The 17,362-nt window shown below is 50.0% G+C and carries 11 protein-coding genes; 6 read left to right on the top strand and 5 right to left on the bottom strand.

Annotated features, from left to right (window positions below; translation table 11 throughout):
• Positions 1–371 precede the first annotated feature (371 nt).
• The gene (locus tag ACO0LC_RS09425) at positions 372–3,035 is read right to left on the bottom strand and encodes a zinc-dependent metalloprotease (RefSeq protein ID WP_423002400.1); all 2,664 of its coding nucleotides are present in this window, start codon (positions 3,033–3,035) and stop codon (positions 372–374) included.
• 603 nt (positions 3,036–3,638) lie between these two features.
• Between ACO0LC_RS09425 and ACO0LC_RS09430 the strand changes: the two genes are divergently transcribed.
• Positions 3,639–6,527 carry a TonB-dependent receptor domain-containing protein gene (locus tag ACO0LC_RS09430; protein ID WP_423002401.1) on the top strand — a complete coding sequence of 963 codons (2,889 nt, stop codon included), beginning with the start codon at positions 3,639–3,641 and terminating at the stop codon, positions 6,525–6,527.
• 77 nt (positions 6,528–6,604) lie between these two features.
• Here ACO0LC_RS09430 and xerD read toward each other — a convergent pair whose 3' ends face one another.
• The 3 genes from xerD to ACO0LC_RS09445 all read right to left on the bottom strand — a co-directional run bounded on the left by xerD (position 6,605) and on the right by ACO0LC_RS09445 (position 9,753).
• Positions 6,605–7,531, bottom strand: coding sequence for a site-specific tyrosine recombinase XerD (xerD, locus tag ACO0LC_RS09435; protein ID WP_423002402.1), 927 nt, complete (start codon positions 7,529–7,531; stop codon positions 6,605–6,607).
• Positions 7,522–8,046 carry a methylated-DNA--[protein]-cysteine S-methyltransferase gene (locus ACO0LC_RS09440; protein ID WP_423002403.1) on the bottom strand — a complete coding sequence of 175 codons (525 nt, stop codon included), beginning with the start codon at positions 8,044–8,046 and terminating at the stop codon, positions 7,522–7,524. The genes xerD and ACO0LC_RS09440 overlap by 10 nt, the downstream gene beginning before the upstream one ends.
• Before the next feature lie 702 nt (positions 8,047–8,748).
• Positions 8,749–9,753 (bottom strand): TRAP transporter substrate-binding protein, encoded by a 1,005-nt coding sequence (locus ACO0LC_RS09445; protein WP_423002404.1) that lies wholly within the window; start codon positions 9,751–9,753, stop codon positions 8,749–8,751.
• 528 nt (positions 9,754–10,281) lie between these two features.
• On the opposite strand from ACO0LC_RS09445, the gene ACO0LC_RS09450 reads away from it, so the two are divergent.
• The 5 genes from ACO0LC_RS09450 to ACO0LC_RS09470 all read left to right on the top strand — a co-directional run bounded on the left by ACO0LC_RS09450 (position 10,282) and on the right by ACO0LC_RS09470 (position 15,979).
• A complete protein-coding gene (locus ACO0LC_RS09450) occupies positions 10,282–10,920 on the top strand; it encodes a TRAP transporter small permease (protein ID WP_423002405.1) in 639 nt (212 codons plus the stop codon).
• A gap of 98 nt (positions 10,921–11,018) precedes the next feature.
• Positions 11,019–12,308 (top strand): TRAP transporter large permease, encoded by a 1,290-nt coding sequence (locus tag ACO0LC_RS09455; protein WP_423002448.1) that lies wholly within the window; start codon positions 11,019–11,021, stop codon positions 12,306–12,308.
• A gap of 172 nt (positions 12,309–12,480) precedes the next feature.
• Positions 12,481–14,451 (top strand): sensor histidine kinase, encoded by a 1,971-nt coding sequence (locus ACO0LC_RS09460; protein WP_423002406.1) that lies wholly within the window; start codon positions 12,481–12,483, stop codon positions 14,449–14,451.
• Positions 14,452–14,491: 40 nt separating this feature from the next.
• Entirely contained in the window at positions 14,492–15,082 is a 591-nt protein-coding gene (locus ACO0LC_RS09465) for a response regulator transcription factor (protein WP_423002407.1), read from the top strand.
• Between the two features lie 6 nt (positions 15,083–15,088).
• Complete coding sequence (locus ACO0LC_RS09470) at positions 15,089–15,979, top strand: AEC family transporter (protein WP_423002408.1); 891 nt, start codon at positions 15,089–15,091, stop codon at positions 15,977–15,979.
• A gap of 252 nt (positions 15,980–16,231) precedes the next feature.
• On the opposite strand, the gene queG is transcribed toward ACO0LC_RS09470, so the two are convergent.
• Positions 16,232–17,314 carry a tRNA epoxyqueuosine(34) reductase QueG gene (gene queG / locus ACO0LC_RS09475; protein WP_423002409.1) on the bottom strand — a complete coding sequence of 361 codons (1,083 nt, stop codon included), beginning with the start codon at positions 17,312–17,314 and terminating at the stop codon, positions 16,232–16,234.
• Positions 17,315–17,362: the final 48 nt, after the last annotated feature.

The following is a 17,362-nucleotide window of genomic DNA, read 5'->3' on the forward strand; positions in this document are numbered from 1 at the left end:
TCCCTTGCCTTCGTATGCTGACCATCTTTAACCGCTCAGTAAAAAAGCGGTTTTAACTTATCCAGCAATAGAACTATCCAATTGAGAACCGATAATAAAGGGCAAGCAAGTTATCAAATTGTATTCCATAAACAATATCATGAATACTATATCAATGATAAATAAAATAATATTTTTTGCTTATGCAAGCTTTAAATAATACTTACTCCGTTTGCCAGGAAAAATCAAAACAACTGGATTTAAAAGTGTGGATTTTTACAGTTCATTAGTCATAAAAAAACCCCGTGTTTTGCACGGGGTTTTCTGTCTTGCGAGCAATCAGATGATGTGTGTTGAGGCTGGCATCACCTATTCTGCAAATGAGAATTGCATCAAACGCCTGTTCTGACCAGGGAAGCCTTTAACACCTCGTTCAAGGTTGCCAGGCTCTCAGACAAATGTGCACGCGCTTCGGCACTCATAGGCTTGCCTACTGCACCGCGAATTGCCACCAGCAATTGATTGGCCTGTTCCCTTTGCAAACTGCGTGCATCTGCAGGAGTGGATGCAGAAGGCCTCAGCAAGGCATTGGACAAACGTTTCAAATGTTCGCGCTGCAGATTACGCCTTGCAGAAATGATGTCAGCACCGCTGGACAACTCGCTCCAGATACTGGTTTGCAGGCTGCCATATAACTCATGCAAAGACAGTACCTTCTTTTGGTCACGCAGCTTTTCTGCGTTATTGAGCATGCGCAGTGCCACCAGATCCGACATCAATTGATCCAGTGCTGCCGTCTGCAAACTCAGCAAACGGGCGGAAATGGAAATGTCATTGCGATTACCACGCTGGAAGTGATCAACCCCAAGACGGCTCAGCAATTCCGGGGAAAAAACAAAGCTCTTCGCCGTAAACAAGCTGTCTGACACCAGCTTCAAAGCCTGACGCTGACGCTCGGCCGCGATAGGTGTGTAAGTAGCACGACCAGTACCTGCATGGTCCCTGAGGAAAGTAGTACCACCGACAAACTTGGTTGCCAGCGGCACTGTACGTGCAAACTGGCCAAAACCATATTCAAAACTGCGACGCAAGGTTTCGTAGCTGTCGCCAGTCTTCAATTGACGTGTTTGCAGCTTGTCCCACAATTCACGCGACATCGCCAGGCGTTTTTGTATGTAAGCAAGTGGGTCAGACCCCAGATCGAAGACGTTAACATCCGGGTCTGACACCATGCTTCCCATCGCATCTTCATCCGTACCATAGGCCAGTAAGGGTTCAGTAGAACGTGAGGCAATACGGGCCAGCTCATCTTTTTCCTTGTCAGCCTCGATTGGTTTATAGGCATACTCTATCGCCCAGTAATCATAAGGGCCAAGGGAAGACATCACATATTCGCCCTGAGGCTCACCCTTGGTCGCCAGATTGAAAGGTACATAGTCCATGATGGAACCAGCCAGTCCATTGACCTTGGTAAACGCCGGATCCTGCAATTGCTTCAAGGTATAGATGGTTGAAGAGCGGAAGTTATGGCGCAAACCCAGGGTATGGCCTATCTCATGCATGATGACGTCTTTTACATAGGCTTGCGCCAGTGCTTCTGCCTTGGGGCTGTCCATATCCACTTCACCACGGGCATCCAGCAAGTCCAGGGCAAAGCCCATTTCCATCGTTGCCTCATGGGCAAAATCGCAGTCCCTATGGGCTGATTGAGCCATTGCCTGGCTTTGCGTATCCTCACCTATCATGCGACGCGCACCGCGGGCAAAGACATCTGACATGCCTATATCAGCATCCAGGATTTCACCACTACGTTCGTCGACGCGGGAAGGGCCAATAGCAAAACCTACGTCAGCACCAACGAACCAGCGTATCGAGGCATGGCGTGCATCCATAGTATCAAAGGTATCACTCTCCACTTGCTGCTTGACCACCACGGCATTTTTGAAACCTATTTTTTCAAACGCCTTATTCCATTCCAGCACGCCTTCGGTAATTGATTTACGGTATTTTTCTGGCACATTCTTGTCCAGCCAATACACAATAGGTTGCTTAGGCTCAGACAAGGCTGCCGTCGGATCCTGCTTTTCCAGGCGCCAGCGATTGACGAAGTGACGTGAGGTCTTGGGTTTGATATCGTCAGTGAAGTCGTAACTGGTGGTGACAAAATGCCCTATCCTGTCATCCGCCAGACGGGGGCGCATGACTTCCGCAGGCAAGGCAGAAAAATTGAAGTAAAAGCCGACAAAGAAACTGCGTGGATCAGGTGTGGTTTGCGGTGGCGTAGGAATAGCTACTGGTGGTGGCACCAGTGGCAGAGCAGCGATACGTGGAGTGGCGAAATGGGCATTGACGAAAAGACCGGCCAGGGACTCGTCGGTATTCAATTTTCCAAAACTGCTATTCGCCTTATCCAGCACATACATGGTGCGGTAGGCATACTCCAGACGTGTTGAATACGAGGGTATGTCATTGAACAGCAAGGCACTGGCATCCACCAAAATACCTTTTGACTCTCCATGCGGAGAACTCAGCACTGGTGCACTCGCCAGCAAACTGTCTGAAAAAGCCTGAGAAACAGCTATCGCCTGGGGCGTACCCGGTGTGGCAAAAAATTCTGTGTTCTTGGCCAGCAATTGAACTTGGTTACCTACTTTTTTAAAGACCGCATGGTAGCCCTGGCCCATCTGGCTGCCATACAAGCCACGCTCACCTATGCTATTGGGGATATTGTAAGTAAACAAAAAAGGTTTATCAAATTGTTCAGGGCGAATTTCTATCCAGACCTTCTCGTCCTTTTGATACAGGTTAAAAAAGCCTTTAAGCTCTTTGGCATCCTTGACGATTTCTTTAAATGGACGCAAACCAGGTGCAGGAGCCGGTGCAGCCGCAGGCGCAACTGCCGCAACAGCAGGTACAGCAGGAGCTGTCGCGGTCGTGCCATTCGGTGCAGGTGCAGGGACAGGAGGTGGTGTCTGGGCAAGCCCGACTTCACTCAAAGCGCATAACAAAAGGAGTAGGCTCTTTTTCTTGAAATGTACTTCTTTTGGCAATTTCATATTTTTTCCCGGTTAATTTAAATAGCAACAAAACACTGTCGCAGGACATTTGCACTGTGTTCGTAGACGCATTTTTTTGTTACAAGTTCTTACAAGTAGCAGGAACTTATTCGCAATTCGGATTTTTACAGAAATCCTGCAATTTGAAAATTTTTTCGCATTTTTTGATTTCAAAAAGAAAATGAGAATGCGTGTGTTTTGATAGTATTTACTTTCAAATAGTTCATTTTTTAAGGATTTATAAGCTTATTACTTGAATTTATATGAAATTAAATACATTTCCAAAAAAATCACAAAATCACATTTACATGAAAATTTAGAAATTAAATTTTCATTTCTTGTCGTCGCCGAACAACAGACACTCAAAAAAAGGTAACAAAAGCTTTCCCGAAAGGTATTTTATTTACATAATAAAGTTCTGTTTGATTCATCGCCTTTCATTTTCCCCGGGGTAATTATAGAGAGGAAAAATTTGGCGACACTTCATCGGACAGCAGCACAGGAATGTTTAAAAATTTACAAAATTTTTGAAGTTACACCCTAACTGCCAAAACGGATCCGGCACCCGGTTGCATCTGGTCTATCAACAAAGAGGGAACAATAATGATATTTAAAGAAAAAAAAGGCGTGCAATCAGTACGTCTGGCGCTAAGCGTAATTGCTGGTTCCATGTTGATCGCGGGCGTTGCCCACGCTCAAACAGAATCTGCAGCACCACAACGTATTGAAATTACCGGCTCTAACATCAAGCGCACGGACAAAGAAGGTACTGCAGCAATTCAAACCATCAGCACGCAAGAGATCAAGAATAGTGGCGCATCCACCGTTCTTGAATTGATGAAGGCATTGGTACCAGGTATGGGTACTGGTGGTTACAACAATACTGCCAATCAAAATGGCTTTTCCAAATCTGTCGCAGTTGCAGACTTGCGCAGCCTTGGCGCAACTTCTACCCTGATTTTGTTGAATGGTCGCCGCATGGCACCAGCGCCTTATGCAAACCCGAATAATGGTAAATCAACACTGTACGATCTGAACAATATTCCAGTTTCCGCATTGGAAAAAGTTGAAGTATTGAAAGATGGCGCTTCCGCGATTTACGGTTCTGACGCCATCGGCGGTGTTATCAACTTCATTACACGTCACGATTATCAAGGCGGTGAAATCAATGCGACCATAGGCGCAAACGACGACAACCGTTTTGGCAAAAAAGATGTCAATGCCTTCTATGGCCAAGGTGACTTGAACAAAGATGGCTATAACTTCTTTGTGACAGGCGACTTTAGCCGCCGTGACCCAGTCTGGAAACGTGATGGCGTCAAGGACATAGAACAAAACCTGTACGGTGTATTGAATAACCGCCTGACGCTGTGGGATGGTTCTGCCCTTGCCAATGCTCTCTCTAATACTGCCATTTCCAACCAGCCTACGCTTTATCGCGAGTCTGCTCCTGGCAACAAAAATTTCCCGCTGGCCAGTTCTTCTTTCCAGACCAATTGTGCTGACTCCTTGAAAGTAACAGGTACAGCTGCAAATCACGCCAATGCTGCTTTCTTGGGCAAGACTTTCTGCGTCTACGACACAGATGGCGTTACTCAAGTACAGAATCGCTCAGAAGAAGCGAATTTCATGGGCCGTGGCGAATTCAAAATCAATGAAAATTTGAGTGCGTTCTTTGAAGCCGCAGCAACCAGAAATACCAATTACTATACTGGTGCAGCTAGCGCGATGAATGGTCGTTCGCCGACCACCAATTTTACAGCGACTGGATTGGCAGACTCCTTCCAGGCCATCTTGCCGGTTGGTCATCCTGATAATCCATATAATGTCCGTACTGCACTCGCCTATCGCTTTGAAAACCTGAAAGGTGGCAGTGAAGAACAAGCAGACAGTGCCCGCCTGCTGGGCGGTTTAAAAGGCACTATCGGCACTATCGATTGGGAAACTGGCGTATTGTGGAGCAGGTCCAAAGTCAAAACGACTAATTTCGGCCTTCTGTATCTGCCAACCCTGCGCAAACTGATTACAGACAATCGCTCGATCGCCTCCATCGCAAATGACCCTACCCTCAACAGAAATACTGTTGATACCGGTACATCTGAAATCGCCCAATGGGATGGCAGGGCCAGTACAGAATTCGGTAGCCTGGGTGGTGGTGCGATAGGCGTCGCTGCAGGTTTTGAAATCCGTCAGGAAAAAATCAAACTTGATCCAGATGCAGATAAAGCCGTTGGTAACATTTTTGGTTTTGCCAATACCATTATCGATGGTAAGCGCAAAGTAGGCTCTGCTTTTGTAGAAGTACGCGCTCCATTTGCCAAAACCTTTGAAATGGATTTTGCCGGTCGTCTGGATAAATATGATGGCTTGAAATCCAATTTTGCTCCTAAAGCTGGCGCAAAATGGACACCAAATGACACCGTCGCCGTCCGTGGTACTTATTCTGAAGGCTTCCGCGCCCCAGCTTTGACCCAGGTTACTCCTGGTGGTGCGCAGTTCTTCCTGAGCAGCTTGCAAGATCGTGTACGTTGCCCGGATGGTACTAACCCGGCTGCCGGTGCAGATCCTACCGATTGCGCAAAGAGTGCTTCTGGTACAGGTGGTTCAAATCCTAACCTGAAACCAGAAACTGCCAAGGCATACACTCTGGGCCTGGTATTGTCACCAACCCGCAATTTTGACGTGGCTCTGGACTGGTACAAAGTGCGTAAAGAAGGTGAAGTTATCCTGACAAATGCACAGACCTTGCTGGATCATGAAACTGCAGCTACTGTTGGCATCACCCGCGATCCAAATCAGGCTAACTGGTTGAAAGATGCCAAGGGCAACCCTATCCCTGGCACAGGCCCTTTGTTGTCTATTGCTGAACCTTGGATCAACCAGGGCGCAACAGAAACATCCGGTATTGACATTGATGCACGTTTCCGTACTACGCTGGCTGGTGGCAAATTGGAAACCAGCCTGAGCGGTACTTACATTCTGTCCTATCGCAGGGCAGAAAATATTGGCGACAATGAAGCCAATGTTGTAGGTGGAGCTGGTGGTACGTCTGACTGGAACACTTCTGGTGGCGATATCCCACGTGTAAAAGCACGTTTGGGTGCCAACTGGACAAAGGACGTGCACAATGTCTTTGGTGCAGTGAACTACACTAGCGGTATTTCCCTGTTGCGTCGTTCAGATAATCAAACGATTTATCCAGTAGCCTATTGCCAGTATGGTACAGGCCAACCATCCACAGCTTACTCGCTGGGCGGTGTGCCGCTGTTCAATCAATACATTGCTGATTGCAGCGTTGCAGCCTGGACTACAGTTGATATTGGTTACAAATACACAGGTATCAAGAATTTGACACTGGGTGTGACTGTTGCCAACGTATTTGATGCGAAAGCACCTTACGATCCACGTAACTATGCCAATGGTTATAACGACCAATTGCATAACAACACAGGTCGTTATTTCACATTCTCAGCTAACTATAAGTTCAAATAAAGCAGGATAAGGAATCAGGCTATTCGTAGTCAGATTCCTGCCACCTTGAAAGCGTCCGGAATTTCCGGGCGCTTTTTTTATTCTCCGCGCGGATGATGCATGGCATGCAGCTTCTTCAAGCGCTCACGTGCCACATGGGTATAGATTTGTGTCGTTGAAATGTCTGCATGACCCAGCAATAGCTGCACCACGCGCAAATCAGCGCCGTGATTAAGCAAGTGCGTGGCAAAAGCATGGCGCAAGGTATGGGGTGACAAATGGGTGTTGATGTTGGCCTGGGTTGCGTACTTCTTGATGAGTATCCAAAACATTTGCCTGGTCATGGCGGCACCACGCGCCGTGACGAACAAGGCATCATCGATCTGGCCTTGCAGGATAGCCGAACGGCCTTCCCGCAGGTAACGCTCCAGCCAGACCCGCGCCACTTCACCAAACGGCACCAGCCGGGTTTTATCGCCCTTGCCGGTAATGCGCAAAACCCCTTCATTGAGCCCGACTTCTATGGAACGCAAACCCACCAGTTCGCTAACGCGCAAGCCACAGGCATACAATAATTCGAGCATGGTTTTATCGCGCAAACCATGTGGATTGCTGTGGTCTGGAGCTTGCAATAAAGCCACTACTTGCGCTTCACTCAGGGTCTTGGGCAAACGCTGCGTTTGTTTGGCTGAACGCAATTTGCTGCAGGGATTCTGGCTAACCAGATTCTGGCGAAAAGCCAATAAGTAGAAACGCTTGAGCACGCTCATGCGCCGGTTGGCTGAGCTGGCCTTGGAAGTCTCGTGTTTTGCCGCAATATAGTTATTGATATCAGCGTTACTGACTTCATACAAATGCTTGCCCTGCTCTTGGTGCAGATATTCAGCAAACAATCGCATGTCGCGGCGATAGGCTTCTATGGTATTTTTTGCCAGACCATCTTCCAGCCACAAGGCATCGCAAAACTGGTCTATCTGCTCCGTCAACTTTTCTGGCAGCACGACTGGCAGAGGCTTTACTTCCACAATGCTTCCTGGGTATAGCCCGCCGCACCCTCGTGCGTCAGCAACCAGCGTTTCACACCCAGGTGGAAGCCGGTTTCATCATCATTGTGGGCAAAACCACCAAGGCCACCTGCCGCGGTTACTCTATGACAGGGAATCACCAGCGGATACCAGTTGGCACCGCAAGCCTGGCCAACGGCACGTGGAGCCGACCGTATATGCTTGGCAATTTGCCCATACGTCAGCACCTGCCCACGCGGGATCGAAGCAATTGCTTGCCAGACCCGGGTTTGAAACGCCGTGCCCGCCTCTTTCAATGGCAGCTTGAATTGAAAGTCCGGGTCGCGCAAATAACTAGCCACTTGCCTGGCAGCCTTTTCAGCCACCTTGTCTACCGGTGCCTTCTCCTGGAAGCGTGGTGGCAAGTACACCAGCTCACTGACCTGTTGGTCTTCACAACGTATGCCAACAGCGCCGAAAGGTGCCTCGACGATGGCAGAGAAGAAGCCTGATTCTTTAGATTCTTTATCCAGCATGATTTTCCTTTTTGACAAAAGAAAAAAGGCGCATCATCCGATGCGCCTTTAAAACGTCTTTCGCGTTTTCGGCTGTTTAGTGTATGCGATTTTTTAATTCTTCACAGCCACTCAGCTTGTAGTAAAAACGCGCGTCTCCTCAGTGTGTACGGTATAGGTACCGTTATTTTGCACTACCGCCTTATAAACCCGTGTGCTTCTTAATTATTGCTTTTGTCTTGCAGAAATCTGAACTGCCGTGAATATAGCATGACAAGTTTTGGCTTTCAAAATAAAAATGAGACAAAATAGTGCACTGTTGCAGATATGTGAAAATTAATCATAAACCCAAAAAATGTGCTAGGCAAGACCAATTTTAATTCTGCCAAAATAAAATTTGCCGTATTTCCTTGCGAGAAACACGGCAAATTCTTGTAAACTTTGGCTAGTTTGCTTTGTTTAACTTATTTGACAATCCAATTTGAGCAATGCGTGCTGATACACCACCCTTAACCAGGCAATGATAAATTAACCACTTCAGTAGCATTCAAGCAAAAAGGCAAGAGAACTGTCTTTCTACTATCCCCATTTTGGTGATATCTGAGCTTGGTCACCCTGTTTTCCTGGGGGCCTTTAATAATGTGATGTAAGCAGACACCTATATAAAAATAGCCAGCACGGCAAAGCCGTGATGGCTATTCAAGAAAGAATGCTCAGTGATAATTACTTGAAGCCCAGCTTGGCCCCTTCTTTATTCACATTGGCGATAAGGTCTTTACCAATACGGCCTTCCATCTCTTTTTGCACAGGTAACAGTGCTTTGCGCCATTCTGCTTTTTCTTTATCGCTCAATACATACACCGTGGTTTTACCGGATTTCTTGACGCCTTCCAATGCACTATCGTTCTCTTGCTGGGCAATGGCATTGGCATACTTGGTTGCCGATTTCATGGCCTCATCCAATTGAGCGCGGATATCAGCAGGCAGGCCATCCCAGAATTTTTTATTGACGATGACAGCATAGCCAAGGTAGCCGTGATTAGTCACAGCTACATGCTTTTGCACTTCATGCATTTTTTGAGTGTACAGATTGGATGGCGGATTTTCCGTGCCATCGACCACGCCGGTCTGCAAGGCTTGATAAACTTCAGAGAAAGCCAGCACCTGGGGATTGGCACCAAGGGCTCGCATTTGTGCATCCAGCACCTTGGAGGATTGTATGCGCAGTTTTTGCCCCTTCATATCTGTGGGCAGATGCATGGGCTTATTGGAGGACATGACCTTGAAACCATTGTCCCAGAAACCCAGACCTATGATGCCTTTGGGTTCCAGTTTTTTCATGAGCTCCTTGCCTATTGGCCCCTCGGTCACTGCATACAGCACATCCTTGGATGGGAAAATATACGGCAAATCAAACACTTCAAATTCTTTAACACCCAGAGGGCCGAACTTGGCCAGTGACGGTGCCAGCATTTGCACGGCACCTAATTGCAGGGCTTCCAGTTCTTCCTTATCTTTGTACAGTGTGCTGTTGGCATAGACTTCAACCTTGACCCGTCCCTTGGTGGCTTTTTCAGCCAGCTCCTTGAAACGCTCGGCAGCTTTGCCCTTAGGCGTATCGTTGGAAACTACATGACTGAATTTGATGACGATGGGTGCCTGAGCAAAAGCAGCGCCACTCACCAGAGTAGCTGCCAACAGAGAAAACAACACTGACTTCAGTTTCATATTTGTCTCCAGACGTTTTTATGGATTGTATATATTGTTGCACGGATTATTGCAATGCCAGCATTATCTGCCAACTGTGGAAAACCACAAGCATAAAGGCACTCATACTGCAGCTCTCAAAAAAACATCCCCTCAATTCCAGCGTCACTACCATGTTTATACATAAGCATCACTATCTCATGTAAACTTTGCCACGCTATGCGGTAACATTCTGCGTAAAATAATGTGGAAAGCCACAGTTGCCGCGCTTATACCGCTGACTGAAAATAGAAGAAAATAAAAAATGAAATTCTTACAATATGGGGACCTTATGAAGCAAGAACTCTGTTTGCCTGGCTAAAGCCGCCAGCCCGACTGGCTTGCGACACCGCTATGGCATGTCTATGGTATGCCTTTAGCAGGCAGGCGAAACGAACCACCACATGAGTGCAAACATCCTGCCAGATAGCCAGCCCTATACCTGCTTGTCCGTGTGACATACAAGCAGCTTTTTTCACCATCGCCTTATTTTTCCAAAGGGATCCTGTCATGAAATTTCTTGATCATCTTGAGGAGTGGATTATTGCTGCCCTCATGGGTGGAGCAACACTCATCATCTTCGTCTCCGTGCTCCATCGTTATGGGACAGGCTTCAACATCCCGGTAGTACAGGACTGGTTACTTTCCCTGCATTTCAGCTGGGCACAAGAATTGTGCATCATCATGTTCGTCTGGATGGCCAAGTTTGGTGCAGCTTATGGCGTGAGGGCCGGTGTACACGTAGGTGTCGATGTTCTGGTGACCCGTCTGCCAAAAGAATGGCGCAATGCCACTGTGTACACCGCCCTGGTGTGCGGCATGATCTTTACCGGCATCATAGGCACCCTGGGCCTGACCTTTGTCTGGGAAAACGGTATGCACTACGCGATTTTCCATACCCTGGGCCTCGCTGTTGGCGAGTTGACCGAAGGCCCCACCACTCCGGATCTGGAATGGCCAACCTGGATAGTCTATTCCGCCGTCTGGATGGGCTCTTACCTGATGTGTTTCCGCTTCATCCAGGTTGCGCTCACCTTCTACCGCACGGGTGAATTACCGGTACATGACCATGCCCACGTTGAAGGTCTGAGCGACGAAGAAAATGCCATTCAATTGCAACCGGCCACAGCAGCTAAAGGAGGTGTGTAATGAGTGCCGCCATGGATACACTGGGCATCAAACAGATGTCGAAACAACGTGCCACCATCGTCTTGTGTGGCATAGTCCTGGCCCTTGGTGCCTTGTGCATGGTCGGCAAGATCGGTATTGTCTTTGCCTTGTTGATTGCGCTGATGCTGACGGGTATCCCGGTCTCGATAGCACTGGGCCTGACAGTATTGATGTTCATGTACCTGCTCACTCAGGTGCCGATTGAGGCCGTGGCCCTGAAGCTGTTCACAGGGATAGAAAAGTTTGAGATCATGGCGATCCCTTTCTTCATCCTGGCTGGTAACTTCCTGACACATGGCGGTGTCGCCAAGCGCATGATCAATTTTGCCACCAGCATGGTGGGCCACTGGCATGGCGGCCTGGCATTGGCAGGCATTATTTCCTGCGCCATGTTTGCGCTGGTATGTGGCTCCAGCGTAGCGACTGTGGTGGCAATCGGTTCGATTATCTTGCCAGCGATGGTCAAGCAGGGTTACCCAAAACAGTTTGGTGCTGGCGTCATCATCACGGCGGGCTCTCTGGGTATTTTGATGTTGCCATCAATACCCAAGGTGATTTATGCGATTTCTACCAATACCTCGATTGGCGCCTTGTTCGTCGCAGGTTTGTTCCCGGGTATGCTGTTGACGGCAATGCTATGTGCGACCACCTGGTTCCTGGCCAGGAAGAATGGCTACCCGCGCATGAAACGCGCTACCTGGGCCGAACGCTGGAAGGCATTCCGCGAAAGTATCTGGGGTCTGCTACTGGTCGTCATCATCATCGGCGGTATCTATAGCGGTATCTTCACTGCGACAGAGGCCGCCGCCATGAGTGCTGTCTACGCCTTCTTTATTTCTGTCTTTGTCTACAAGGACATGAAAATATCGAACACGCCCAAGGTGCTGGTCAATTCCGCAGCCTTGTCGGCCATGCTGCTGTACATCATCACCAATGCCGTGCTGTTTTCCTTCCTGATGGCGCATGAGAATATCCCGCAGCTCATGGCTGACTGGATACTGGGTAAAGAACTAGGTCGGGCTGGCTTTTTATTCTTTACCAATATCTTGCTGCTGCTGGCGGGTAATGTCATGGAACCGTCTTCGATCATCCTGGTGATGGCACCTATCCTGCATCCTGCAGCCATACGCCTGGGTATAGATTCAGTTCATTTTGGTATTTTGATTGATGCCAATATGGAAGTCGGTCTCTGTCATCCACCGGTAGGTTTGAACCTGTATGTGGCCAGCGGCATTTCAAAAATGAGCATTACCGAGCTGACGGTTGCCGTCATGCCCTGGTTATGCACCATGCTGGTTTTCCTGGTCATCGTCACTTATTGGCCCGGACTCTCGCTCTGGCTGCCCAGGGCCATGGGAATGATGTAGGCATGATATCAATAGAAAAGGGCCGGGAAAATATCAATATTCCCGGTCTTTTCTGTTTCGCTACTAATTTTGGTCGGGTTACACTGAGTCGATCAGGGATACCGTTCACTATTCAAGAGCAGCACAGCAAAATATTCTGCCAGCAATTCAGGCCCTGCGATAAACTGGTTTTATGAAAAGCTTACACCGCTCCCAATCCTGGCCTAACCAAAAATGGCGCTGGATTATCCCCATCCTGTTGCTGCTTTTATTTCTGTCCACCCTGATCTGGTTGCCGTGGCAGGCACAGCGCATGGAAGCCAATGAGCGCCAGGAGCAACTGATCGCCGATTCACTGTGGGTAGAACAAGCCATACAATTCCAGCTGACACGCAATGATGAAGTCTTGCGCCAGATCGGTGGTGAAATCAAGTCAGCCAAGTTGCAAAAAGAGACAGTACTAGAACGTTTCCGCACCATCCTCAAGAACAACCGCGAAGTGCAGCGTATTGCCTGGTATGACGCCAATAATAAAGTGCTGGTCGATACCCGCGAATCGCTGCAAGCCAGTGCCGAACGCCTGCCCCTGCCCCATTTTGAATTTGGTGCGCTGGATGTCAGTGAAGAAACCATCTGCCTCAAGCCTGTGCTGGAGATCAATGCCAAGAATGCCTATCTCATGCATTGCCAGATTCCCCTGATCCGCGATGAACGCAGGATAGGCAGCATGATGATCAGCTACCGCATGAATGCCATCCTGGAAGAACTGGTGCCCTGGTGGTTTGCCCAGGACAACCAGATCACCATCACCGATATCGATGACCGCATACTGGCAGAACGCAGCGCTGGCGGCAGTGGCAAAAGCGTCTACACCCACAGCCGGGCACTGGAGTTCCCCAGCCTGACTCTGGTATTGCGTACCAATAGCATCAAGACTGAACCCAAGCTCTTGTCGAACTTGCTGGTGCTGTCCGTCATCCTGCTATCGATAGGCTTGATCTGGAGCTTACTGGCACTGTGGCGCGATATCAACCGTCGCCTGGCGGCTGAAGGTGCTTTGCGCCAGCAAGTCACTTTTCGCACGGCGATGGAAAACTCCCTGGTTACCGGCTTGCGGGCACGCGACATGACGGGCCGGCTGACCTATGTCAATCCGGCGTTTTGCCGCATGGTAGGTTTTCCGGCAGAAGAAATCATAGGACGCATTCCCCCCATGCCCTACTGGGCACCAGAAGCCATAGAAGAATACCAGCAGCGTTTTACCCAGTTACTGGCAGGCTCAGTGCCGTCTGAAGGCTTTGAAACCATTTACCAGCATGCCAGTGGCGAACGTATTCCTGTGCTGATTTATGAATCAGCCCTGATTGATGAACAGGGCAAGCAGACGGGCTGGATGAGCTCCATCCTCGATATCTCGGAACTCAGGCGCGCGCAGGAGCTAACCCGACAACAGGAAGAAAAACTGCATACCAGCGCAAAGCTGGCCACCATGGGTGAAATTGCCTCCATGCTGGCGCATGAGCTGAACCAGCCACTGGCCGCCATTTCCAGCTATACCACCGGCGCGATCAACCTCTTGCAAGCCGGTGTCATAGACCGCAGCCTGTTCCAGAGTGCGCTCGAGAAAGTCAATGCCCAGGCCCAGCGCGCTGGCCAGATCATACGCAGCGTGCATGAATTCGTGAAGAAACGCGAGGCCGCCCGCGAACCCCTGCAAATTGCCGACCTCATACAAAGTGCCATGCCGCTGGTGGAATTGCAGGCGCAGGCCAGCCATGTCGCCCTGCAATGGAAAATCGCTCCCGAATTGCCCCTGGTGCTGGCAGACCGCGTCTTGCTGGAACAAGTCCTATTGAACCTGACCAGGAATGGCATAGAAGCCATGCAAAACACCACGCCAGAAAAACGTATACTGCGGGTAGAAGCTGTGCTGGATGAGAGCAAACAACATATCATCGTCAGCGTGACGGATAGAGGTCATGGAATACCCGTGGAAGTGGCAGAAAAGCTGTTTTCACCATTTTTCACCACCAAATCTGCAGGCATGGGCATGGGTTTGAACATATGCCGTACCGCCATAGAATTTCATGGTGGCAAGCTCTCGCATCGCGACAATCCAGCCGGTGGTACTATTTTCCAATTCGCTTTGCCAATACAAGACTAGCGCAGCAGCCTGAGTGCGCCAAACAAAAACGGGAGAACAAATGTTACACATCATCGACGATGAAGAAGTCATACGTGATTCTTTATCCTGGCTGGCCAGGTCCAGACAAATTGCCGCACATAGCTATGAAAGCGCCGAAAGATTCCTGATCGCTCTCGACAAACCCCTGATTTTTGATAGCCTGGGCGATTGTATCTTGCTCGATGTGCGCATGCCTGGCCTGACTGGTATCAACCTGTTCGAAATGCTGGCAGCCCGGCAATTGACCAAGCGCCTGCCAGTGATCTTCCTTACAGGTCATGGTGATGTACCAATGGCGGTGGACACGCTCAAACGCGGCGCCTTTGATTTTTTTGAAAAACCGTTCAACGACAACAAGCTCATGGACAGAGTGCAGGAAGCCCTGGCCATTTCGCGCCAGGCAAGTTCCGCGGCACTGGTACACGACCGCCTGGCCAGCCTGTCTGCCCGCGAAAAAGAAGTGTTGGATCTGATCTTGCTGGGCAAAATGAACAAAGTCATTGCCGACCAGCTCGGTATCAGCATGCGCACGGTAGAAGTACACCGCGCCCATATCTTTGACAAGATGCAGGTCAAGACTGCGGTAGAGCTGGCGGGGCTGCTGAAATAAAGAACGATGTCGATTTTCACCCTGCTCTTTCCCGACTTCAGCCTGATATTGATCGGCTTTCTGCTGGCACGCCATGCTCACTGGGGTGGACATTTCTGGGCCGGGGTGGAAAAGATCGTCTATTTCATCATGTTTCCGGCCCTGCTGTTTTATACCACCTCGCGCACCCGTTTTGATTTTCACTCGACCGGGCATTTGCTACAGGTTGCAGTCATCACTACCGCCTGTGGCATGCTGCTGGGCTGGCTGGCCAAATTCATGTTCAAGGCTGGGCCCAGGATATTTGAATCGGGTGTGCAAACCGCATTTCGTTTCAATTCCTATATCGCCCTGGCGATAGCCTCACGCCTGGCAGGTGAGCAGGGCACAGCCCTGATGGCCTTGCTGATAGGTTTTCTCGTCCCTCTTTGTAATATGGCTGCAGTGTATGCACTGGCACACAATAGCGGCAGGCTGATGAAAGAAATCGCCAGCAATCCGCTGGTCGTTGGTACCGCCAGCGGCGTCTTGTTCAGCGTGCTGGAGATACCCATGCCTGAAGGCATAGCCGCCACCTTGTCACGCCTGGGCAATGCATCCATCGCACTGGGCTTGCTGGCCGTCGGCGCTGGCATGCGTCTGTCTGGCCTGCACGAAGCCAAGGGCATTGCCGCCTATTTTTTATCAGTGAAGCTGCTGGCCCTGCCCCTGATCGCCCTGTTCCTCGGTCGCTGGCTGGAACTGCCGCCGCTGCAATTGCAGATCGCCGTAGTCTTCTGCGCCCTGCCTACCGCGTCGAGTGCTTATGTACTGGCAGCACGCATGGGTGGTAACGGGCCTTTTGTGGCATTCCTGATTTCGGCGAGTACGGTATTGTCTGTGTTGACTTTGCCGGTGTGGTTGAGTTTGGTGCGGTGATCGTCAAGGATAAATGAAAACAACAATATAGCGAGCGGTCGCCTTTCTTTGAGTACTTTCTTTGGCGACGCAAAGAAAGTATTTCGGCCGCCGGCCGAGACCCGGCTTGGTTCTACGAAGGGCAATAGTTTTAATCAAAGTAAGGCAATGCGACCAACGCCACTAGGCTCCAGCCTGCGCTGGAGCGAAGATAATACGGGTACGGTTTTACTAGCTTAGGTAGATACTTTCACAGATCAGGGGTTAAATGAACTAAGCCTCCACCCCATGTTGCTCCAAAGCCCACAACACATGCTCCCTCACCATCTCAGAAGGATGTACCAAACGCGACTGTAAAGCCGCCACGATCTCGGCATCCCCCCGCATGCTGACCGCCGCATTCCCCAAGCCAACTGCAATATTGCGCAACCAGCGTTCATGGCCTATGCGCCGTATCGGACTGCCTTCCAGCATGCGCAGGAATTGTTCTTCAGTCCAGGCAAACAGGTGCACCATGCGGGCATTGTCGAGGCCGTTACGGACAGCAAAATCATCCACAGCCGCAGCCTGGGCAAATTTATTCCAGGGGCAAACCAGCTGGCAATCATCACAGCCATACACGCGATTGCCTATCAGGGGGCGCAATTCCACCGGTATGCTGCCGTGTAATTCTATGGTCAGGTAAGACACGCACAAACGCGCATCGACGGTGTAAGGCGCAACGATGGCCTTGGTCGGGCAGACATCCATGCAGGCGCTGCACTGGCCGCAGTGCTGGCCGACTGGTTCATCGACAGGCAAGGGGATGTCAATCAGGATTTCACCGAGAAAGAACATGGAGCCAGCTTCGCGACTGAGTAACAGACTATGTTTTCCGCGCCAGCCCAGGCCAGCCTTGGCTGCCAGCGCCACTTCCATGACGGGGGCAGAATCGGTAAATACCCGGTAGCCGAAGGGGCCTATGGCTTTTTCTATGCGTTCAGCCAGTTGCTGCAGGCGGGTGCGCAAGACTTTGTGGTAGTCGCGGCCACGCGCATACAGTGAAATAACGGCCTTGTCTGCCGCCTGCCCCTGCTCTTCTACACGCCAGCTTTCAGTCTTGGGCAAATAGTTCATACGGGCAGAAATCACCCTGACCGTGCCGGGCACCAGTTCTGCCGGGCGGGTACGTTTTGTGCCGTGGCTGGCCATATACGCCATTTCACCATGGTAACCGGCATCCAGCCATGCCTGGAAACTCCCTTCTATATGCGACAGATCGACATCACCGATGCGTAGCTCGGCAAAGCCCAGTTCCTTGCCCCACAGGCGTATTTGCCCCGCCAGATCGGCCAGGGCTGTGCAGTCCAGACTCACGCGCCTGCCCCTCTGTAGTACACAGATTGAGTGTGTTGTGCTATGTTA

It is taken from the genome of Undibacterium sp. JH2W (genome assembly GCF_049340425.1).
GTDB lineage: Bacteria > Pseudomonadota > Gammaproteobacteria > Burkholderiales > Burkholderiaceae_D > Undibacterium.